The following is a 20,877-nucleotide window of genomic DNA, read 5'->3' as shown; positions in this document are numbered from 1 at the left end:
GACTAATCTTCGTTTTCGAAATACAGTTTATAATAATTCATTCCCTTATCCTCATCATAACCCTTTTCAAGGAGCTCTCGCTTGCCATGCACGTAGATATGGAAGTTTTTATCCAGTTTAAGGACGGATTTATAGCTGCTTGCCATTTTCTTCACTGCAGGTGCGGCAATATCGAAGTTCGATTGGAAAGGAGTTTCAAATTCATCCTCAAAATTGCTCTTATAATCCTTGAATAAAGAAATTGCATCCGGGTTACCGATCACTTCCTCATTGAACTCATCCTCCACAAAGGTTTCCTTTGTCTTGAAATAGTTCATGGAACGGTTCATCAGGTCAATTTTATCCGCTTTGTCCATATCAAAAACCTCATCTATCTTGTCATTGACAAAGTTCTTGTAGACTTTCATCAGGTTTCCAGTCTGTTGGTAGTTATCATTTCTGGTCTTCAGTTTTAAGAAATCATCCTTCCAGTAAACCGCTTCAGAACCATTGGTCTGATCCACACAGAGCACTTTATAGCCTTCCTCCTCTTCAACATTCACGATGACCACCCCTTTATCAAGTTTATTGATGTTGATTGCTTTTTCTTCGTAATTCACCCCTAAGCCTGAAGCCTCGGTATAAACTTTCAAATAAGCCTCCTTATTTTCCGATTTAAAGATCCCGATAGCCTTATGCTCCTCTCCTTCCAATTGCACATTATCCAGGGCTACAACATACAGCTCTCCAGATTTGATCTTCGGATGTTCGGTTACTTCATACAGGAACTTAGCAATGGATTTTGAAAACTCCACAAATCCCAATTCTCCTTTGAAATACTGTCTGGAAAAGTAAAAAACCTCATTTAGATCCAAGGTATCATTAGGATGGTAGAATCGATAGACCTCATTCGCCTTTGCAAATGGCTTCATAAAATATTGCATCAACAGGTCTGCTAATATCTCATCAGATTTAACATCAACTTCTTCCTCAGATAAGGTAAAATACTCGTCTTGGCTTTTATTTCCTACATGATGGATTATCAGGTTAAGGAAACTAGCATCTTGGTGAAAAAACATAATTTTTTATAAATCGTAAATATCTATGGCAGTCCTATAGGTGTTGACATGAGCATTGACGATATCCTTGATGTGAACAGAATATCCGCCACCCATACTCACTTCAACAGGGACTTTAAATTTCTTGCAATTTTGAAAGACAATCGCATCTCTCTGGCGGCAACCTTCCATGCTCAGGTTAAATTTCCCAAGCTTGTCGGTCGATAATACATCGACACCAGATTGAAAATACACAAAATCAGGCTCAACTTTATTAAATAACTCGGGAATACTCTCTGCTAATATGGAAAGATATTCTTCATCTTCGACAGCATCGTGCAATGCGATATCATAATGAGATTTCTCTTTTTTGAAAGGAAAGTTCTTCTCACCGTGGATTGAAAAGGTAATGATATCGGGATGGTTTTCAAAGATATGGGCAGTTCCGTTGCCTTGATGAACATCTAGGTCGACAATTAATATCTTCTTTGCTAGCCCTTCATGATACAGATAGGACGCAGCTACAGCCTGGTCATTGAGCAGGCAGAATCCTTCGCCGAAATCCCTTCCGGCATGGTGCGTACCTCCAGCAGTATTAAATGATACAGCATTTTTCATGGCTTCCATTGAAGCCTTAATGGTTCCATCAATCAGGTACCTTTCTCGGGCAACAAGCGATTCCGTCATAGGAAAACCTATCCGACGGACCATTTTCGGATCTAAGGTCAGGTTCAATAAATCGTCAGTATATTGCTTGTCATGGGCTAGGTAGATGATTTCTTTATCAACCAATTCAGGTTCAAAGAAGGACTCTTTTCCCACCAAACCTTCATAAATCAATTGCTCGGGAATCAGCTCATATTTCATCATCGGAAAGCGATGTCCTTCCGGCAAAGGTTGTATATAAGCAGTATGATGGGCGATTTTTAGCAATTCCAAGATTTTGAAACGAAGATATGCAATCCTTTAGCAAAATTAAATCCCTGCTTAAAAATCTTCCCAACTATTGTTATTATCAACACATTACCTTAACTTTAATACAACACTTAGTAAGCTGAATCTCATTTGGTTACTAGAATGTTTGACCATTATAAACAATTTATCATCAGGAGGTAATATGTTCAACAAGAAAAACAACTCCTCAAAAAATGAGTCCCAGTCGTCTGGGAAGCATCCTTTTATAAAAAATCTGAAGGCTAAACTGATAGCTGAAAGAAAGAAGGATATCATGAAGTTGATTATGGAGGACCTTAGGCACAATAATTTTGTTTTTAGTAATAATTAACCCATTATAAAAACGAAATAACGCGATTTCTGTTATACAGGTAGATACCTAGACAATGTAGCATTATGGTAATAGATATTAATTCTCTATTAGGAGCAGAAATCATAAAAACAGAAGAAGACTCCAAGTCGCAGACACTATTCGTAACCCTACTGCTGGATGATGATGCCGGCCATCATGGCCATGAGCGAAAAATGAAATTTGATCAGGTTACCCACTACTCTCGCTCTGAAATTGCACACGAAGGATATCCAGTAATCCTCGAGATTTCCGAGACTGTTCCTGAAATCGAAAAGAATTTCGTCAATGACCACAATCGCAAACGTTTTAAAATAGATACCACTTCGGGAATTATCATCCTAGAATTTGAACGGGTAGAAATAATGGAGTAGTTTTTGCCAAAAATATCATTAGTTTAGAATCAAAATCTATATGTTGCTGATCGATATCCATACCCATAAACATGCAGAACCTGATCCAGGAGTCCTCACGTTGCCCAATGTCATTGTTTCTAAAGAGTCTATCTACAGAAAACCCTGCAGCGCAGGCATCCACCCTTGGTACATAGATGAGAATTTTGATCTGCAGTTTGAAACCTTGCTACGCTATCAGGCTCAAGACGGAGTAATCGCCGTTGGAGAATGTGGCTTAGATAAATTGGCCTCTACTCCATGGGAAAAGCAGGTTATGGCTTTTGAAAAACAGATCGAATTAGCCAATAAAATCAACAAACCCCTCATTATCCATTGTGTCCGAGCCTATTCGGAAGTATTCAGCGTCTTGACCGCAAAACACAACCAGGTTCCTGTCATGATGCATGGCTATGCAAAAAACTGGGCCTTGGCAGAAACCCTCCTAAAAAATGGTTATTACCTATCCTTGGGTCCACACATCCTACAGGGTGGAATGCTGGAGGTAATCCGCAATATCCCGCTCGATCGTGTTTTCTTAGAATGTGACGATAAGAATGCAAAAATCTCTGAAATTTATGCTTATTTTTGCCGCGCCAGAAAACTGCCTTTGCAGGAACTGGAGCAGCAGATCTTGCTGAATTTCAAGAAGGTTTTTAATTATAGTATATAAAGAATGATGGATATATCATGGCTTTCTCGTACCGAAGCACTTGTCGGTAGAGAAGCTCTGGAGAAATTGGCTAACTCCCATGTCATGGTACTTGGTCTTGGCGGTGTAGGTTCCTTTGCCGCTGAATTTATTGCACGTTCTGGTGTTGGAAAGATGACCATTATCGATGGTGACACCGTCGATCCCAGCAATAGAAACAGGCAGTTACCAGCCTTGGCAACCAATCATGGCCAAGCAAAGGCTGAGATCATGAAAGAAAGGCTACTGGCTATCAATCCTGAATTGGAACTTAATGTGGTGCAAGAGTTTATTCTGCCACAGAGCATCCCCGGTCTATTGGACCTAAAACCCGATTACTGCGTAGAAGCTATTGACAGCATCACCCCCAAATTGTTTTTCATCCGTTTAGCATTGGATGCCCAGGTACCTTTTGTAAGTTCCATGGGTGCTGGTGGCAAGGTCGACCCTACTAAAATCCGAGTAGCCGATATCGGCAGTACCTTCAACTGTAAGCTTGCACAGCATATCCGCAAAAAACTCAAAAAACACGGCATAAAAAAAGGAGTCAAAGTTGTTTTCTCAACTGAACTCCCAGATAAAGAATCTTTATTGTACACCGATGGCAGCAATTTCAAAAAATCCGCCTACGGTACCATGTCCTATCTCCCAGCAGCATTCGGTGGCACTTTAGCCTCCGTAGCAATCAGGGATTTAATGGCATGAAACTAGTATTTAGTATCAAGTATTTAGTATTTAGACCCTTTCAACTGTCTAAATACTAAATGCAACAAAAACCATATAGCGCTAAGGCACTTGTCTAACTACTAAATACTACTTATCCCACAACCACCTTCACCATATCATCTACCCCCAAATAATTCTGGGCTATATCTTGAACTTGGTCGGCGTTGATATTACGTACGATATTGCTGTAATAGGTATAATAATCCAGGTCTAATCCTGAAAAGTAGACAGACTTGAATTTATCGACATGCGAAAATATAGATTCCAAACTACCTAGCATTGCTCCGAGCATATAGTTCCGCACCAGTTCCAATTCTTCTTCGCTCACCTTTTCATCTTGCAGTCTCCTGGACTCCAACTCGATCTGCTTCAAGGTATCTTCCGTGTATGCAGAACCAACATCAGTGACGATGGAAATAAAACCAGCATGGCTTAAGTTTGCCACCAACGAACCAATACTGTAAGTATAACCTTTATCCTCACGGATATTGCTCATCAATCTGGAACCAAAGAAACCACCAAACAAAGTGTTTACAAACTGTAATGCCGGATAATCCGCATGCGAACGCTTGATTCCAATCTTTCCTAGCCGGATGGACGATTGCAAGGCTCCAGGTTTATCGACCTTAAGCAATTCCATATTATGTTCAGCCTTTTGGATAAATGGCGTATAATTGATCTGAACATCTCCTTGCCATTGATCTTCAAAATAATTCCGAAAACTGAACAAGACCTCCGGAGTAATATTTCCGGAAAGGAACAAGGTCGCGTTTTTAGGTTGAATCTGCTGTCTGTATAATCGTGCAATATCTTCCCTATCCAATCCCTTTAACAATTCATCCGTTACCGATTGTCCATAACGAGTAGAACCGAACAAGCTATCATAAAAACGACGTCGAGCGATAAAATCAGTTTTCTCCAATGAAATCTGCAGACTTTGACTGTTATTCCTCACATAGGTTTGCAATTCCTGTTCAGGAATGATGGAATTATTCAGGATATCATTGACGATCGGAAGGACCGCATCAATATGCTTACCCAATGAATAAAGCGTCAGGGCATTATAGTCAAAACTGAATTCAGGAACCAGGTAAGCCCCATAAAAATCAATCTTCTCCGCAATTTGGGCACTGTTCAACGAACTCGTCCCTTCTTTCAACATAGAGCTCAGTGCGGTGTTCCTAACCGGGTTTTCAAAACCTTCAAAGAGATTATTGAAAACAAACTCGGCCTTTACCAACTCCTGTTCAGGCGCATGGAACACAAAAACCTTCAGCCCATTAGAAAAATTGATCTCCTCAGGTCGCTCAAGGTTGATATCGCCAATTCCATTAATCGATGGTGCATGTATTCTATTCAGCATGTTCAGCCTCCTTACTTCTTGCATTGTACATTAATGTAGATGAGTTATCTCGCTGAAAGGTCTCCTGAGATACTCGCATGATATCTTCGGCAGTTATGTTCAAATATTTTTCTACTTCTTGATTATATAGTTCGGCGTCCCCTAGCAATTCATAATATGCCAGGTTCATCGCCTTATCTAAGATCGATAGCTCAGCAAAGACCATGGTTGATTCAATCTTGTTCTTTACTTTGGTCAGTTCCTCCACAGAAACCAATTCCGTTTTCAGCTTGTCCAACTCCTCCCAGATTGCTTTCTCAGCATCTTGAAGGGAGACTTCTTCAACCGGCTTGCCTTCTACAACGATAAGGTTGTTATCCAAGCTTCCGAGCACATAAGCATTGATCTCGCTGAATAATTTACGGTCCTTTACCAATCTCCTGTAGAGTCTCGAGGAGCTTCCCCTTGCCAGCACATCCGTGATCAGGTCAACAACCTGATAGTCTGGATTCAACCGATCTACCGAATGGAAAGCAATGTAAATACTGCTCACCGGTACATCCGCGGTCACCTCTTCCACACGGGCTGCAGTTTGTTTAGGCTCTTGCGGAAGGTTTCTGTCATTGGTTTCCCCAACCGGAATATCAGCGAACCATTTTTTAGCCAATGCCTTGATGTCCTCTAACTTTACGTTACCGGTAATGGCTACTATGGCATTATTAGGGGTGTAGAAATTCTTAAAGAAAGCCTTTACATCCTCCATTTTGGCATCCTCGATATGCTTGACTTCCTTACCGATGGTAGCCCATTTATAAGGGTGCACCTTATAGGCCAAATCCCTCAGCTTCAGCCAAACATCACCATAAGGTTGATTCAGATAACGCTGCTTGAACTCTTCGATCACCACATTGCGCTGAACCTCCAAGCCCTGCTCGTTAAAAGCCAAGCCCATCATACGGTCCGATTCCAACCAAAAGGCAGTTTCAATATTGTTTGCGGGTAAGGTGATATAGTAATTAGTGATATCGTTTGAGGTAAACGCATTATTTTCACCGCCAACTCTCTGTAAAGGTTGATCGTAGTTCGGAATGTTTACCGAACCACTGAACATAAGGTGCTCAAACAGATGGGCGAAGCCAGTTTTGTCTTCCTGCTCATCCCGTGCCCCTACATTATACAAAATGTTCATGCAAGCCATCGGACTATGAGGGTCCTCATGGACAAGCACTTTCAATCCATTCTCAAGAATGAATCTTTCAAATTTTATCATTGAATCTGAATTTCAATAAACACTAAACCCAGTTAATCCCCTTTTTCAATAGGGATAAAGTTTTTTCTTCTTTAGAATCTTGTTCGGTTTGGAAATTATAGAACCAATTCGCTTGTTCTGGCAAGCTCATCAATATGGATTCAATCCTTCCATTGGTCTCTAAGCCAAATTTAGTACCCGCATCATATACCAAGTTAAATTCCACATAACGGCCTCTTCTCAGTAACTGCCAGTTCTTTTCAGCTTCTGTAAATTGTTTATTTCGGCTTCTGTTTACTAATTCACTGTATACTTTCGGGAAAAGATGGCCAAGATCACATGAAAAGTCAAAGATCTCTTGATCCGAGATGCCCGCCTTTTCAGGAGTCAATTTATCGTAGAATATACCACCGATCCCTCTGGTTTCATCCCTATGCTTGATAAAGAAATACTGGTCAGCCCAATCCTTGAACTTAGGATAGAATTCCGAAGAATACTGATCACAGACTTTCTTCAGTTCCTGATGAAAATAAGTAGCATCCGTTTCATCCACATAATGCGGAGTCAGGTCAATACCACCACCAAACCAACGTATATTTTCATTCAATTCGAAATACCGAATGTTCATATGGATAATCGGTACCCACGGATTATTGGGGTGGATCACGATGGAAACACCTGTTGCAAAGAATTCATCTTCATCTACGCCAAATGCTTTCTTGATCTGCTCAGGAAGTTTTCCATGGACTGCAGAGAAGTTTACCCCACCTTTTTCCAATATATTTCCATGTTGGATGATACGGGTCCTTCCACCACCTCCACCTTCACGTTCCCACAGTTCTTCCTCAAAACGAGCCTTTCCATCCAATGCCTCTAGCGCTTGGGTGATCTCGTCTTGGATCTCTTTATATTTTTCAGCGATTTGATCTTTATTAATCATTACGTCAGTTTATCCGATAATGCTTTCACAGCTAATGTAGCTGGTTGATTTTTATATAAAATATTGTAAACAGTGTTGCAGATTGGCATATCCAATTGATGGTTCAAGATAATATCTTGGATACAATCAGAAGCAAAATATCCCTCAGCCACCATATTCATTTCCATCTGTGCAGATTTCACACTGTAGCCCTTGCCGATCATGGTCCCGAAGGTCCTGTTGCGGCTGAATTGCGAATAGGCTGTCACCAATAGATCCCCTAAATAGGCCGATTGATTGATCTCCCGTTTCTGTGGATCGATGGCATTGACAAAATACTCCATTTCGCGGATAGCATTGGATATCAATACCGCCTGAAAGTTATCGCCATAACCCAGACCATGGCAGATACCACAGGCCAATGCATATATATTTTTAAGGACAGCGCCATATTCTACGCCCAACATATCATTGGACACCACTGTTTTTATATAATGGTTCTGAAAAAATTGAGCAACAACAGCAGCATTTGCAGTGTTCTTAGAAGCAAAGGTCAGGTAAGATAGTTTTTCAAGCGATACCTCCTCCGCATGGCATGGACCACCTACGACAACCGTATCCTCCAATGGCACCTCGAATTTCTTATTCAAAAACTCGCCGACGATCATTTTGATGGATGGCACAATACCTTTGATGGCGGATACCAGAAGTTTATCCTTGAAATCATCAGGTTGAAGATCCTGCAAGGCGTCTTCCAGATAAGCTGCCGGAGTATTCAGAATAGTGATATCCGAATTTTGGAATACTTCCTTTGGATCAGAAAACAGACTGATATGGTCCAATTTAACTTCAACAGCACTTAAGTAAGATGGATTATGATGGTATTGCTCTATATAATCAATATCTTCCTGCTTGCGAACCCACCAATTGATATGTTTAGTCTGCTGGTTATCTGTCAACATTTTGATCATTGCAGTAGCCCAACTTCCACTACCTATAACTCCAATTTTTGCCAAAAGTTCCCTCCTTTATTTGTATGAAAAACAAAGATACCAATAAAAGCCCGTTGCTAATGTAAAATAAAGCTTGATTTTACCGCTTATCCCCTAAGGGCAGGACAATCAACCCTGAAATAAAATGAAGCAGAAATCAAAAAAAGCCACCAATGGCAGCTTTCCTATTAAGAATTTCTTTAACTAATCTACAATTAACGCACCGAAACAAAGATTTCAAGGGATGGCACCTCCGCTTGGCAAGTTTCAGCTGAATAGACTTCAAAGTCCGCTCTATATGCTCTGTCCAGATCAGAAGCCCAAATTTTTTCCCAAGCTCCATAAATGGCAGGTCCTGAAATATCACCTTCCACAACGGTCTTTTCATAATTCGAGGCCGGAATCTCCTTCCCGACCATATCCTCAGGAACTTCATCTAAGGAGCTCACCCGGCAACCCAATAAGGTTAGATAGGGATGTTGATAGTCGCTCTCATAATCTGTGTAGATACAATAAACAGTGTCATCGATTCGATTAGGAATCTTAGAATCCAATCGTTCCCCTGCAAATTTTGCCCAAAGTGCAGGAATATCCTGTGCCGCCGACCCATCGGTATTACAGGTTGTGACAGCAATGCCTATCACATAAAATCTTTCAATATGTTCTCTACTCATCTTTTTCGTATTTATTTAGGACAAAGAAAACTATTGTCTTGACAACAGCCTGTCAACAACATACCCAAAATCAAATCTTGATTAATAACCAGTCCAATATTTTCTGATAAACTTCCTTCTTTACATCCTCATTCAGCAGTTCATGCCTCATTTTTGGATAAAGCTGATACTTGACATCCTTGTTCCCATGTTCGACCAACTCCTCAGCAGATTTTTTCACCCCTTTCCCAAAGTCGCCAATCGGATCGTCCTCGCCACTTAAAAACAGAACTGATAGCTCTTTTGGAATCTTTTTGCCCCATCCGTTCCCACTGCCCCATAAAGTCACCTGCGCCGCTCCATAAAAAGCATTATCCGTAAAGTCTATACCACAGTACTCATCCGACAGGTAATTATCACGATTCTCCAAGTTTAGGCTCAACCAATTTAGATCCTCATGGTTGGGCTCATCCTTAAACTTCCTGTTATTGATCTGGGCAAACTTATCGTTCATAAAACTGGACCTGGAATTTGGAGCTACTCGGTTAAGAACCCCCAAAAACTTTGTACCCAGGGAGCTACCCTTCATCGCATGTCCCGAACCGATCAGGACAGCTCCCCGAAATTCTTCTCCTATCTCCTGAATGACATTCCTCGATATAAAGGAACCTAATGAATGTCCTATGATGAAATGAGGCTGATCTTTGTACTGCGAATTCAAAAACTGCGACATGCCAATAGCTACCTGAATCAAAAATTCCCCAGGTTTGCTTTCATGGAAGAAACCTAAGTCTTTTTTATCCTTAGCAGTTTGTCCATGCCCAGGATGGTCATAGGATAGGACTGCAAATCCGTTTTTCGAAAGAAAGGTAGCAAATTCATCATATCGACCGCTGTGTTCCTGCATACCGTGCAGGACAATGATGCTGCCGTATATTTTGTCGGAGCTTGGAAGGTATGAGTTGTAGAAGACGTCGAGCTGTGTGCCTTCAAAAGAAATGGAATGAGTTCCGGATTTTTTAATAGCCATGTATAAAGTTAAAGATTTGGAGAGAGGAAAGGAAATGGGAAGGTTATAATTTAACCAGATTGCCTGTTGATTTAATGGGTATTAACTTGTTAATCAACCAACTTCAGTCTCAACAAAGGGTAGTTTCTTCCTTGGTCATCTTTATCAGTTCTTTCAAATATTTCAAATCCAAATTTTTGATAAAATTTCAGTGCTTTTGAGTTCTGCTCATTTACATCTACTTTGTCTGCATTTAGTTTTTTGACTGCGAAATTTAATAATTTCTGTCCCAGCCCTTGTCCGAAATATTTAGGGTCTAAAAAGAGCATTTCAACTTTCTTTTCTGCAACTCCAATAAAACCTAAAATTACTTTTCCATTTACTAAACAAAAAACCTCAAAATCATTGAAATTAGTTGTATTGACTAATTCCTTAATTTCTTTAAAATCATTTGAGGTCAAGAAATCGTGTGTCGCAAGAACTGAATTTTCCCAAACAGTCAAAACTTGTTGTTTATGTGTATCGGTATATTTAATAATTTCAAAGCTCTCAGAAGGCATCATGCTAATTTATTTATTGATTGCTGTTGCAAAATTAAATAAAATATCAACTGTATTTAATGATAAGATCGCTTTAGGAAAGGATCAAAAAACGTTGTGAAACCTGAGAGCCAAATGCAATTTCTAATTGAACCATGGAAAACTCCAACACCATTTTCACGGTATTTTCAAAAATGAAACTGAAAATTAGATATCCTCAAGGCAAACCCCGGCCATCACAAGGTTCGATCCCTCACCTACGTAAAAAAACCTTCATCTTTTCGATGAAGGCTTTTTTGCGGGCTGACAGGGATTACAGTCGAACACTTGATACCGTTTTTGACGTTTTTGAATGGTATAAAGTAAATTAAGGACGAAAACCTCGATATATGTATTCCTATTTTAAATTATTTATTAATTTCAGAAAGTTAAATGAAATGACTCTTTCAACTTCCCAAGTCGACAAGTGCCATTCATTGGCTAAAAAAGTAATGACAGCCTGTATTTGTCCTGGTTTAATTGGATGATTTTTTTCATCAATGAAAGGACCATCCGTTTCAGTCAAAATAAGATGTCTTGGTATTTTAGAAATTATCTTTCTACCTGACATAGATTTCACCATTGCTGGATTAACAGAAAAATAATATCCTGCTTCTACAATGGAATCAATCAAATTTAATCCTCCTGAATACCAATGAAAAATTGCAGATTGTATATTGTTTTTTAATAAGAGGTCTAAAACTTCTTTCTCTGCTTTTCGGGAATGAATACTCAATATTTTTTTCTGTCCTGAAATAATTGTAAGTATTTTAGAAAAAGTGTCTATCTGAATATCTTTTGTAGAGATACCTTCTTTGGAAAAGTCCAATCCGACTTCTCCTATGTATGATGTTTTACTAAAGTTCTTTAGAAATAAATCAAACTCTTTTTTATGGAAATCCGCCATTAAGGGATGCATCCCTAAAGCCAATCTTATTTTTTTCAATGATATAAAATGAATATATCCCATTTCAAAATGGCTTGGCAGGTTGGTCATTGCTAATACTGTCATATCAGCGTTTACACAATCTTGCAAAACCTTTTTTGGATTTTGATATAAATCTATATGGCAATGTGTATCAATAATCATCTTATACCCAGCTCGGATTTTACAAATCTATTTCCTTTGTCGCTAAATAATTTTAGAACTTCTGCTTTACTTCTTAATACCATTTCGGCATAATCTGTAAGATTGTTAATATCAATGTTGCCATTCACAAGTAAATCTCTTTTCATTTTTTCCAAAGGAATATTTCTTTTCAAGTAGCTGAATAATGCAGGCAAATCATTATTACCTAAAGAAGATACTTTTGTTATGAAGTTTCCATAATGATTTTCATTATCCAAACCTGCCTTATTCAGTGCTGCTCGTCTGTAAATACAAGGCATACATCTTCCACAATTATGTTTCTCATTAGAGTTGTCAAAATGAAACTGTCTTCTCCCTCTTTTTCCGCAGGAAACAGAATCTTGATAAATATTCCTCAGAAATGGTTGATTTGTACATTCAACAAACATTTCTCCTTTAGTTTTAAATGTATAAGGATTATGTATTCTTGTTGACAACCCTAAATCTGCAAGTAGTTCCTGAGTGTTTTTTAAAACATAAGGATGAGTGGTTCGTGTACTTAAAGAACTTACTCTTGACGGTGTAAGGGGATAATTGATTGAAATTGTACCATTTTCAGGTATTATTAATTCATCAATTGGAGATAGATAGCAACCTAAGCCAATGAAAAATAGAGATCGACTACGGTAATTGTTTTCTATAGTTACTCTATTTCCATCAGTATCTTTTCTTGATAGTGCTAATTTTGATTGTACCCAATATATTTTATTGGGATATTGAATCGTTAAACGCCTCAATAATGTTCTTTGGTCTCCATTCGGACCTGGGGATTTTGAATCAAAATGAGATACCAAAAGTATTCTTTCATCATTGTTAAGTTTTTCTAATTCATCTATAACTCCTATTAAAGAATCTAAACCACCCGAAAACAAACTTACAGATTTGATGGAATCTTTGTTGTAGCTTGGAATTTTCCTTCTATTTGTGCGTGGTTGAAATAAATCAACTTCCTCAATTTTTCTAAAAGAAATTTGCCAATTATCTCCTGTTAGAAAATCTAAAATTTGTTTTAATTTTTCTTCTTTACCACTCCAAACATCTAAATTATTCACTGGAAACTCTACTTCTATATCTCTTGTCCAACCATCATTTGAATAAATAGCCCGACTAAGCAAATTATCCACACCGTAAACTATTGCAGATACAAGAAAGAAATCAAATTTTACAGAAGTAAAATCAGTTATAAAATCAAAAACTCTTTCGTAACCTAAAAAAGATAACGGAACTTGTCTATTCACTCCGTTATCTGCATAACAAAGCTGTAAGTCTGAAAATTTTCCATAATCTGCGTTATCAATAACTATACCTACTCTCATAACTATTCAAATACGGTTAATACATCTTGTTGAATATTTTTTACAAGCCTATCAGCTTCGTCAGAACTCCAATCAATGTTTTGCAAAGGATTTCTTTTGTGCATATCGCCAACTCTTTCAACTATGAAATTTTTTATCTGACTGAAAAGATTATTACATTCAGTTTCATTCTTGTTTTTTATTAAATTTTCATAGAACCACTTTGATAGAAGCTCATTAATGTAATATCCAAAATATTTTACTATTACATCTTCCAATGTATTTATGGTAAAAGTCTCCTGTAATAAAGTTTGTACTTCATCAATGGATTCAGCTTGTCCCATTAGTTCTTCTAATAATAATCTTGTAGCTTCTTTTGCCGCATTGTCATCAATTGAAGTTGCATTACCAGAACAATACTCAATCAAATGATTAATTACATCGCCAAGCGTTTTATTATCAATATTAGTTAAACCTGTGGATTCAAGCGTTTGTCTAATATTGTAACCCGAACTGATAAACTTTGAAAAGACTCCTCCGATTTTCTTTGCAGTTCTAATACTGCTTCTTCCTCCTGCTTTTGAACCGCCACGTCCTCCTGTTGATGCTCCGCCCAATGCAGAAACAAAATTTCCCATAATGTTTTGCAGCTTCTGAGCTGGAAGAACAGAAGAATCACAATTTGAGGTAAGCGAAGAACTAAGCTTACCCCAATTCGGAACCATTGAGTGTTTTACATCAGAAAATGATTTAGATGTTCCCATTTCTATTTTTTTATATTAAATGCTTTACTTGCTTTCGATTTGCCGTCTTTGAAATAATCATTCAAGAAATCTCCAAATTCAGTCTCTGATTTAAAATCTGCTAATCTTGTCGCAACCGCAGGTTCAATATCTGATACGCTGACTATTTTAAGAGTTTCTATATAGTGATAAACTGTATTTTCTATTTTATCTTCTGTCATTGCATTGAAAATATCATATAACCGTTTTTGATGAGGATTCCTCTTCAAATTTGAAGACAGAAGATTGAAAAATGCATCTTTTTCAATATCGCTAAATGGCTGAAACTTTTGAGTAAGTAAAGATTTTGTAACTGTTGCCGTCATATTATCGGGTAATAATTCATTAAACAATGCTCTTACTATTGGTGGAATCATACTTGTTGCAGTGATAGAATTTTCTAACTTATCACGAGCAATCCAATAATAATCACGTAAATCAACTCCCGCTAATAAAGGTTCTATTTGAAACCATTTTATAATTTTGGGTTTACTCCACTCTTTGAAATCAGAATCTTTTATTTCTGAAATAACATCCTCAATTCGTTTATCCTTACATATGGATTCTATTTCTGCTATTTCTTTTGACATTCCATCTTGGGAAATTTGCCATTCAAATAATTTTTTAAATAACTTGGGTTCAGAATATTCAAGTATCATCATTTTTGCAAGCACAGCGTCATTAAAACTTTGTAACGAGGCAACTTCTGCCAGTCTTTTTCTAATCGTATAAGTATTTAAAAATCGTTTAATCTGTCTGGGATTTCCATACAAACTATTTGTAATTAACGGTACTAATGCAGGAATCGTAATTACATTGTCTTTAACTTTTCCAAATTCCTCAGCTTCCAAAATCTTTTCAAAATTTGATAATCCAAATGCAGAATATTTATTCGTTAACCTATATTTTTGAAATTCAGCAAGCACGTTTTTAAATTGGGTCTCACCAATCTCTTTTTTACAAATGAGCATTGATATATAAGTTTCAACTTCTAATTCCGAAAGTCTTGGCAAAGAATAAGGAAGCTGGATTAATTTTTCTAAGTAATCAATAACAATTCGGTTGTTGTCTTCTTCAATTTCTTTATTGCTTTTGTATTTATGTTCAATGGCATATTTTACTATTCGAGGGTCTGCTCCAATAATGAATGCAGTTTTGGGTACATTTAAAAAAAGTTTAATTGCTTCAAGGTTCTCAATAATTCTTTCGGGGCTACATCTGTCTAAATCATCAATAATTACAACCAATCTTTTAAAGTTCGTAGCTTCTAAGAGTTCAGCAAAATCTTTTCTAAATTCTGCTACTGCATTCGTGGAACTTTTATCTTCTTCATTACTTTCTTTTATAAAAGCCTTAAATGTTTCTTGACCCTCTTTAGATTTAAGTTTTTCTATTATTTTTTCTGGATTATCTCCCCATTCTGTTAGCTTTTGAACGGCAAAAGGAAGTAAACTAATACCTCCTGTAAAGTATGCAGAAACAGCGGGTAAGGCAACATTCTTCATAACCATACCTGCTCCACGTATCCAATCAATAGATTTCCAAAGTTTCTTTACCTTTTCTTTTATCGTATCCTTTATTTCTTCCGAAATCTTTTTGTTGCCCTCCAATTCATTAAGAATTGAATTTAGTAATGCTGCTTTAGCATCATCATATCCCTCGAAAGTCCATCCATTAAAGTATATACAAAGCGAATCTTTATCATCCTCTTTGTCAAATTCTTCTTTTACTATTTGTAAGATACTGGATTTTCCACTCCCCCAATCGCCAAAAACTCCTATTGTAATTGGCAAAACGGACTCGTCATTGATTATATTGATTAACAAATCTGCGTGTACTTTAAATCCCAATAGGTCTTCTGACGTTTCGTTATCTGCCCACATATTTTTGCTATCTATTTTTTATTGTTTTAATAATTTTATGGTTGTTAACTTCTATTACTAAATCTGTAATATGTTGAAATGATTTGGTAAATCTTTATTTTTATGATCTAAGAACATGGGCAACAATTAATTAAAACAACCGCTTCTTCACAAATATAACCAAATAAAAGCTCTTTTAATTACGGCAAACCGTAATTTGAACTATCTTAAAAATCCAAAAATTATTAAAAAGGAAGCAAAGAAAATCTCAATTGAGGAAGAAATGAAAATGCTACAAAAAGAATGATTAGATATCTCTTAACAGGAAGATTAATTAATTATGAAATCCTACACCACTTTATTCGATAACTCATTAAGTAATGATTTTCAGATTATACGGATTAGTTTTTATATTCATCTACTACATCAACAATATCCTCTTTAATAAACTCCCAATATTTGCCCCTCAAACAGATTGGATCAAAATCATCGTCAGCAAGATCAAACTTGATAAAGTTGTTCAAAATAAGTTCTTCATCATGTGTATAGGGATACCGTTGCAGATGAAGGGAAATCATTTCGGAAAGATTGTATTGCGTAAGCAATTCATGTAAATCCCAGAAATCCTTTTTACGACCTCCTCGCTGTACAACATCAACCTTCATTGAAATGATTTCTTCTATAGTAGCCATTCTTATTCCATCCTCAATCAATGGAGGTTGAATGAAAGTATCCGTATAAAACACATCTAATTTAATAGCATCATGCTTATCTAAGCCTACGCTGTAAGATTTACCTATAGTTGGGTTAAGATTTGAAAAATGAACGTGATAAGGAAATGAATTTTCTACAAAACTCATCAATACTCTTAAAATCAATCGAACCGTATGAATCATCACAGAACAGATCAATATCTACAGACTCTCGATGTCCTAATTGAAGACTTAATGCAGTACCACCAACTAACCGAAAAGAGTTAAACACAGTAGAATTCATAACTGTGATTAAGGCATTTCTTAAATGTTCATTGATGGTTGAGTAAAACATTTTACTTAATCAGCGCTATTTTTGAAATTATTTATAGTATAAGGTTTTCTGATTTTGGATTCTTTCAGGGCTTTTTCAGTTTTTTCAATACCATAAAAACGTATTATTTCGTTCTTTTCTTCTTCATCCCCCCTTTCAAAAACCCTTTGAATAACGGCTTTATACTGCTCTTCCCAATTAATTTTTTGAAAATCTGTATCCCAAAACAAAGACTTACTCAGGACATTAAGATCAGGAGTTTGTTGGGTTTCTTTTTCTTTAATTTTTTGAATATCGTAATATGCCTGCAATATCACCAAAGTACCTTCTTCCAACCCAAGTTCTCGTTCAATCTTCAATGCCAATGCGGTGCTTATACCTCTTTTACCTTTGGTAATTGCATTAAACGTTTGTGGATGTTCCTCTAAGGACAATGCAAAAGGACGTTGCTTGATAGAACGTTTTTTTAATTCCCTATCAAGTACAATCCCTGGATGGATGCCCTTATATTTTTCATAATCTGCATTCACAAAACAAATATAAACATTTTTGTTTACACAACAACAGATATCAACCATGGTAAGGTTCGATCCCTCACCTACGCAAAAAAGCCTTCATCTTTTCGATGAAGGCTTTTTGTATTTCGTTTTCCAGGAACATTTTCGACCAGCACCCGTGAGGGATTGGTTCAGCCCCACATGCCCCCAACGCAAACCCTGAACCCCCTGCGGGTCGAACCCCGGCCATCACAAGGTTCGATCCCTCACTCACGCAAAAAAGCCTTCATCTTTTCGATGAAGGCTTTTTGTATATCGTTTTCCAGGAACATTTTCGACCAGCACCCGTGAGGGATTGGTTCAGCCCCACATGCCCCCAACGCAAACCCTGAACCCCCTGCGGGTCGAACCCCGGCCATCACAAGGTCCGATCACTCACTCACGCAAAAAAGCTTTCATCTTTTCGATGAAGGCTTTTTGTATTTCGTTTTCCTGGAACATTTTCGAACAGCATCCGTGAGGGATTGGTTCAGCCCCACGTACCCCCAACGCAAACCCTGAACCCCCTTCGGGTCGAACCCCGCCCGGCACAAGGTTCGATCCCTCACCTACGCAAAAAAGCCTTCATCTTTTCGATGAAGGCTTTTTGTATTTCGTTTTCCAGGAACATTTTCGACCAGCACCCGTGAGGGATTGGTTCAGCCCCACATGCCCCCAACGCAAACCCTGAACCCCCTGTGGGTCGAACCCCGGCCATCACAAGGTTCGATCCCTCACTCACGCAAAAAAGCCCTCATCTTTCGATGAAGGCTTTTTGTGCGGAGAGTGAGGGATTCGAACCCCCGAACCTGTGACAGTTAACGGTTTTCAAGACCGCCGCATTCGACCACTCTGCCAACTCTCCGCGACAAAAGTACAAATTCTGACTTGATCTCCAAATAAAAAATGAAAATAATATGGTTTAAAATCCCCTTTATAGCCTAATTAAGCTGATTTTTAACCCATTAGAGCAGGAAATTATTTTATCCAATGCCGTATTTTTTATTGCACATTAATAATATCGAAGAAAGGCCGGCGAAATATTAAAAATATGTACTTGGAAGGCAATTAGTTAATGATTAATCCAGTAAAAAAAGCGATTTTATTTTGCTTTTATCAAGCAAATACCTACTTTTGCTTCACAAAATCAGGCGCCAATAGCTCAGCTGGATAGAGCAACGGTTTTCTAAACCGTAGGTCTTAGGTTCGAACCCTAATTGGCGTACTTAAAAGCTCTCTTCTTAGAGAGCTTTTCTGTTTTCTAATAGTCTGGAATATTTTCACCCAACAATAGATCTCTTTTTATTACCAACATCCCTCCTTCCATAACGGGTGTAACAATCCCAGATCCACCTCGCTTAGGCAATTTTTCAACAAATGACTGCTTCAACAATGGATCATCTGCAAAGAAATACTCATCCAGATAATATTCGTTGGTAGTTGGTTCCTTGATGGTAATATGTATATGCTCAGGTTCGCCTCGGTCGGGATACGATCCAGGGCGGAAGGAATAAAAGGTATATTTTCCGTCCTTACCGGTCTTAACCCAGCCACGGATGTAGCCATGCCTTTTCGCCCAGCCCTTTTCATCGCCTTTGGTCTGATAGACTCCCTGTCGATTGGTATGGTAGATATAGACAATAACGTTCTCCGCTGGGGTCCTTGTGCCTTTCTTGTAAACAATTCCGGTTACTTTCATCTTAGGCTCATTGTTCTCAAATTCGGGAAGGGTATCCACGGAAGTCAACAGTTTGTTTCCATACTCATAGATTGCCTCACAGCCTTCACATGGTCCTCCTACCATGCGTAAATTCTGCCCTTTGCATGATGTGTATATTGTGCACATCAGCAACATCAATAAAATTGATAGATTGTTCTTTAAGTTCATAACAGCGTATGTTTTGTGAATTTTACGTCAAGTTAGAACCTATTGGAATCGCATTAAAATGAAATAGGCTAAGCTGAGGACTTTATTGCTCAACCCGATTAAGCAGGTGTAAGCGATTCTTAAAATTTGCCGCATAAGTCCTGCTCAAACGAAGGCATTTTCCATTAGACATAAATACATCATAATCTCCGTTCAGCCTAGATTTAAATGAACTCAGTTTCGAAATATTGATAAGCGCGCCTTTATGGATACGCACAAATTGATTGTCATTTAGGGTTTCGCTCATGCTCTTTAGGGTAGCATTATGGAGATAATCTTTGTCCTCCACATGAAGGCAAACATAAGGACTGGCTGAACTTATCGCATAGATATCCTCAATCTTTACCAAAACCTTCTCCTTGCCGTTAAGGACAAGAATGGATCCTATTGTTTTTATTTCGGAGGGAATCTCCTCATTCAGCTGTTGTGGGGATTTGCTAATAAACCAATGTCCCAACACAAAACCGGTGTATATAATGAACAATTTATATAGATCATGACTAATGGAATAAGTCAGGAACTTATAAAAGCTATACTGCCCATTGTAGAATAAGACAGAAATAATTGAGGCAATAATTGGCAACAAGATTAAATGCACAGCCATAGCTCCCGCAACACATAATACCAAAACCGTTAAATGCTGAACTGGATATCTTCTCAAATATTGCTGCAGAGCCATCAGGATTGGGATACATAGAACCCAAAATAAATTGAACAATAAGGACTCCGACCAAATGAACACATAACCACTCCTTCTAGACTCCAAAAAATCCTGAAACACCGTCAACAACATAATGAAGATAATACCGATGGATAGATAGACAAACCACTTGTTGGGCATTTGGAACCTACTGAAGTGCCTCTCTTTTGAAATTGGGAACAACATAACCTATCAATTTAATCTTATTGGAATCTAGATAACGACCTAGGGAACGGATGGTTATCCACAGAGCTAATGTAAACAAATCCTACTGATTATGAAATACTTAAACCTGTACTTAATACAGAAATAATCAAGGAACATTTCCCATTTGCGATTCTGAACGATCAGTGAGGAATCTGTACGGTTCTCCTTCCCCAAACCCTGTCATCCTTTACCGACGGTAAAGGAACTGTACGCAAATGAAATTATTGTTTGCATGGTCCCGAAAACCTTCTTGCCTAAGGTTGACAGTAAAAAAAACTTTACCCATTTTCGATTCTGAACGATCAGTGAGGAATCTGTACGGTTCACCTTCCCCCAGACCCTGTCATCCTTTACCGAAGGTAAAGGAACTGTACGCCAATGCAACTATTGTTTGCATGGTCCCGAGAACCTTCGTGCCTCAGGTTGACAGAGGAAAAGAACATTGCCCATTTGCGATTCTGGACGAACAGTGAGGAATCTGTACGGTTCCCTCCCCCAGACCCTGTCATCCTTTACCGAAGG

The 20,877-nt window shown here is 38.0% G+C and carries 21 protein-coding genes and 2 tRNA genes; 4 read left to right on the top strand and 19 right to left on the bottom strand.

Annotated elements, in window-relative coordinates; translation table 11 throughout:
• Window positions 1-2: 2 nt before the first annotated feature.
• Complete coding sequence (locus RT138_RS00400; protein WP_313189013.1) at window positions 3-1,058, bottom strand: nucleoid-associated protein; 1,056 nt, start codon at window positions 1,056-1,058, stop codon at window positions 3-5.
• Between the two features lie 6 nt (window positions 1,059-1,064).
• Window positions 1,065-1,976 carry a histone deacetylase gene (locus RT138_RS00395; RefSeq protein WP_313189012.1) on the bottom strand — a complete coding sequence of 304 codons (912 nt, stop codon included), beginning with the start codon at window positions 1,974-1,976 and terminating at the stop codon, window positions 1,065-1,067.
• Window positions 1,977-2,387: 411 nt separating this feature from the next.
• Here RT138_RS00395 and RT138_RS00390 point away from each other — a divergent pair, with 411 nt between their 5' ends.
• Genes RT138_RS00390 through RT138_RS00380 form a run of 3 tightly spaced genes read left to right on the top strand, consistent with a single transcriptional unit; the run spans window position 2,388 to window position 4,128 of the window.
• Window positions 2,388-2,714: a hypothetical protein gene (locus RT138_RS00390; RefSeq protein ID WP_313189011.1), complete on the top strand. Its 327-nt coding sequence runs from the start codon at window positions 2,388-2,390 to the stop codon at window positions 2,712-2,714.
• Window positions 2,715-2,754: 40 nt separating this feature from the next.
• A complete protein-coding gene (locus RT138_RS00385) occupies window positions 2,755-3,405 on the top strand; it encodes a TatD family hydrolase (RefSeq protein ID WP_313189010.1) in 651 nt (216 codons plus the stop codon).
• A 3-nt stretch (window positions 3,406-3,408) separates the two neighbouring features.
• Entirely contained in the window at window positions 3,409-4,128 is a 720-nt protein-coding gene (locus RT138_RS00380; RefSeq protein ID WP_185212623.1) for a ThiF family adenylyltransferase, read from the top strand.
• Between the two features lie 112 nt (window positions 4,129-4,240).
• On the opposite strand, the gene RT138_RS00375 is transcribed toward RT138_RS00380, so the two are convergent.
• The 15 genes from RT138_RS00375 to RT138_RS00305 form a co-directional block, all read right to left on the bottom strand.
• Complete coding sequence (locus tag RT138_RS00375; protein ID WP_313189009.1) at window positions 4,241-5,512, bottom strand: pitrilysin family protein; 1,272 nt, start codon at window positions 5,510-5,512, stop codon at window positions 4,241-4,243.
• Window positions 5,502-6,761: a pitrilysin family protein gene (locus RT138_RS00370; protein WP_313189008.1), complete on the bottom strand. Its 1,260-nt coding sequence runs from the start codon at window positions 6,759-6,761 to the stop codon at window positions 5,502-5,504. The genes RT138_RS00375 and RT138_RS00370 overlap by 11 nt, the downstream gene beginning before the upstream one ends.
• A 22-nt stretch (window positions 6,762-6,783) precedes the next feature.
• Entirely contained in the window at window positions 6,784-7,680 is an 897-nt protein-coding gene (gene hemF, locus RT138_RS00365; protein ID WP_185212626.1) for an oxygen-dependent coproporphyrinogen oxidase, read from the bottom strand.
• Window positions 7,680-8,675 carry an NAD(P)H-dependent glycerol-3-phosphate dehydrogenase gene (locus RT138_RS00360; protein WP_313189007.1) on the bottom strand — a complete coding sequence of 332 codons (996 nt, stop codon included), beginning with the start codon at window positions 8,673-8,675 and terminating at the stop codon, window positions 7,680-7,682. The genes hemF and RT138_RS00360 overlap by 1 nt, the downstream gene beginning before the upstream one ends.
• Window positions 8,676-8,866: 191 nt before the next feature.
• Window positions 8,867-9,325, bottom strand: coding sequence for a GyrI-like domain-containing protein (locus tag RT138_RS00355; RefSeq protein WP_313189006.1), 459 nt, complete (start codon window positions 9,323-9,325; stop codon window positions 8,867-8,869).
• A 70-nt stretch (window positions 9,326-9,395) separates the two neighbouring features.
• Window positions 9,396-10,334 (bottom strand): alpha/beta hydrolase, encoded by a 939-nt coding sequence (locus RT138_RS00350; RefSeq protein WP_313189005.1) that lies wholly within the window; start codon window positions 10,332-10,334, stop codon window positions 9,396-9,398.
• Window positions 10,335-10,423: 89 nt separating this feature from the next.
• Window positions 10,424-10,876 (bottom strand): GNAT family N-acetyltransferase, encoded by a 453-nt coding sequence (locus RT138_RS00345; protein ID WP_313189004.1) that lies wholly within the window; start codon window positions 10,874-10,876, stop codon window positions 10,424-10,426.
• 373 nt (window positions 10,877-11,249) lie between these two features.
• The gene (qatD, locus tag RT138_RS00340) at window positions 11,250-11,981 is read right to left on the bottom strand and encodes a Qat anti-phage system TatD family nuclease QatD (RefSeq protein ID WP_313189003.1); all 732 of its coding nucleotides are present in this window, start codon (window positions 11,979-11,981) and stop codon (window positions 11,250-11,252) included.
• Window positions 11,978-13,336: a Qat anti-phage system QueC-like protein QatC gene (qatC, locus tag RT138_RS00335; RefSeq protein WP_313189002.1), complete on the bottom strand. Its 1,359-nt coding sequence runs from the start codon at window positions 13,334-13,336 to the stop codon at window positions 11,978-11,980. Before qatC ends, qatD begins: the two co-directional genes overlap by 4 nt.
• Before the next feature lie 2 nt (window positions 13,337-13,338).
• Window positions 13,339-14,079: a hypothetical protein gene (locus tag RT138_RS00330; RefSeq protein WP_313189001.1), complete on the bottom strand. Its 741-nt coding sequence runs from the start codon at window positions 14,077-14,079 to the stop codon at window positions 13,339-13,341.
• Window positions 14,080-14,081: 2 nt separating this feature from the next.
• Window positions 14,082-15,980, bottom strand: coding sequence for a P-loop NTPase fold protein (locus RT138_RS00325; protein ID WP_313189000.1), 1,899 nt, complete (start codon window positions 15,978-15,980; stop codon window positions 14,082-14,084).
• Window positions 15,981-16,360: 380 nt separating this feature from the next.
• A complete protein-coding gene (locus tag RT138_RS00320) occupies window positions 16,361-16,819 on the bottom strand; it encodes a nucleotidyl transferase AbiEii/AbiGii toxin family protein (RefSeq protein WP_313188999.1) in 459 nt (152 codons plus the stop codon).
• Complete coding sequence (locus RT138_RS00315; protein ID WP_313189426.1) at window positions 16,767-16,955, bottom strand: nucleotidyl transferase AbiEii/AbiGii toxin family protein; 189 nt, start codon at window positions 16,953-16,955, stop codon at window positions 16,767-16,769. The genes RT138_RS00320 and RT138_RS00315 overlap by 53 nt, the downstream gene beginning before the upstream one ends.
• A gap of 56 nt (window positions 16,956-17,011) precedes the next feature.
• On the bottom strand, window positions 17,012-17,515 hold the full coding sequence (locus tag RT138_RS00310; RefSeq protein ID WP_313188998.1) for a DUF6922 domain-containing protein: 504 nt from the start codon (window positions 17,513-17,515) through the stop codon (window positions 17,012-17,014).
• Window positions 17,516-18,301: 786 nt separating this feature from the next.
• Window positions 18,302-18,386: transfer RNA gene (locus RT138_RS00305), tRNA-Ser, on the bottom strand.
• Between the two features lie 286 nt (window positions 18,387-18,672).
• On the opposite strand from RT138_RS00305, the gene RT138_RS00300 reads away from it, so the two are divergent.
• A tRNA-Arg gene (locus tag RT138_RS00300) sits at window positions 18,673-18,746 on the top strand.
• 36 nt (window positions 18,747-18,782) lie between these two features.
• On the opposite strand, the gene RT138_RS00295 is transcribed toward RT138_RS00300, so the two are convergent.
• Both RT138_RS00295 and RT138_RS00290 read right to left on the bottom strand, forming a co-directional pair.
• Complete coding sequence (locus RT138_RS00295; protein WP_313188997.1) at window positions 18,783-19,409, bottom strand: intradiol ring-cleavage dioxygenase; 627 nt, start codon at window positions 19,407-19,409, stop codon at window positions 18,783-18,785.
• Between the two features lie 82 nt (window positions 19,410-19,491).
• On the bottom strand, window positions 19,492-20,334 hold the full coding sequence (locus tag RT138_RS00290; protein ID WP_313188996.1) for a LytTR family DNA-binding domain-containing protein: 843 nt from the start codon (window positions 20,332-20,334) through the stop codon (window positions 19,492-19,494).
• Between the last annotated feature and the right edge of the window lie 543 nt (window positions 20,335-20,877).

The sequence above is a fragment of the Sphingobacterium sp. genome (assembly GCF_032065005.1).
In the GTDB taxonomy this organism is placed as follows: Bacteria; Bacteroidota; Bacteroidia; order Sphingobacteriales; family Sphingobacteriaceae; genus Sphingobacterium.
This window is presented reverse-complemented; position numbering and strand designations above follow the sequence as displayed.

Coding starts and splice junctions, on each gene's coding strand:
- RT138_RS00325 (WP_313189000.1), bottom strand. CDS start 15,980: ATGTGGGCAGATAACGAAACGTCAGAAGACCTATTGGGATTTAAAGTA.
- RT138_RS00400 (WP_313189013.1), bottom strand. CDS start 1,058: ATGTTTTTTCACCAAGATGCTAGTTTCCTTAACCTGATAATCCATCAT.
- hemF (WP_185212626.1), bottom strand. CDS start 7,680: ATGATTAATAAAGATCAAATCGCTGAAAAATATAAAGAGATCCAAGAC.
- RT138_RS00370 (WP_313189008.1), bottom strand. CDS start 6,761: ATGATAAAATTTGAAAGATTCATTCTTGAGAATGGATTGAAAGTGCTT.
- RT138_RS00345 (WP_313189004.1), bottom strand. CDS start 10,876: ATGATGCCTTCTGAGAGCTTTGAAATTATTAAATATACCGATACACAT.
- RT138_RS00350 (WP_313189005.1), bottom strand. CDS start 10,334: ATGGCTATTAAAAAATCCGGAACTCATTCCATTTCTTTTGAAGGCACA.
- RT138_RS00330 (WP_313189001.1), bottom strand. CDS start 14,079: ATGGGAACATCTAAATCATTTTCTGATGTAAAACACTCAATGGTTCCG.
- RT138_RS00290 (WP_313188996.1), bottom strand. CDS start 20,334: ATGTTGTTCCCAATTTCAAAAGAGAGGCACTTCAGTAGGTTCCAAATG.
- RT138_RS00320 (WP_313188999.1), bottom strand. CDS start 16,819: ATGAGTTTTGTAGAAAATTCATTTCCTTATCACGTTCATTTTTCAAAT.
- RT138_RS00375 (WP_313189009.1), bottom strand. CDS start 5,512: ATGCTGAATAGAATACATGCACCATCGATTAATGGAATTGGCGATATC.
- qatD (WP_313189003.1), bottom strand. CDS start 11,981: ATGATTATTGATACACATTGCCATATAGATTTATATCAAAATCCAAAA.
- RT138_RS00355 (WP_313189006.1), bottom strand. CDS start 9,325: ATGAGTAGAGAACATATTGAAAGATTTTATGTGATAGGCATTGCTGTC.
- RT138_RS00380 (WP_185212623.1), top strand. CDS start 3,409: ATGATGGATATATCATGGCTTTCTCGTACCGAAGCACTTGTCGGTAGA.
- qatC (WP_313189002.1), bottom strand. CDS start 13,336: ATGAGAGTAGGTATAGTTATTGATAACGCAGATTATGGAAAATTTTCA.
- RT138_RS00390 (WP_313189011.1), top strand. CDS start 2,388: ATGGTAATAGATATTAATTCTCTATTAGGAGCAGAAATCATAAAAACA.
- RT138_RS00295 (WP_313188997.1), bottom strand. CDS start 19,409: ATGAACTTAAAGAACAATCTATCAATTTTATTGATGTTGCTGATGTGC.
- RT138_RS00385 (WP_313189010.1), top strand. CDS start 2,755: ATGTTGCTGATCGATATCCATACCCATAAACATGCAGAACCTGATCCA.
- RT138_RS00315 (WP_313189426.1), bottom strand. CDS start 16,955: ATGAATTCTACTGTGTTTAACTCTTTTCGGTTAGTTGGTGGTACTGCA.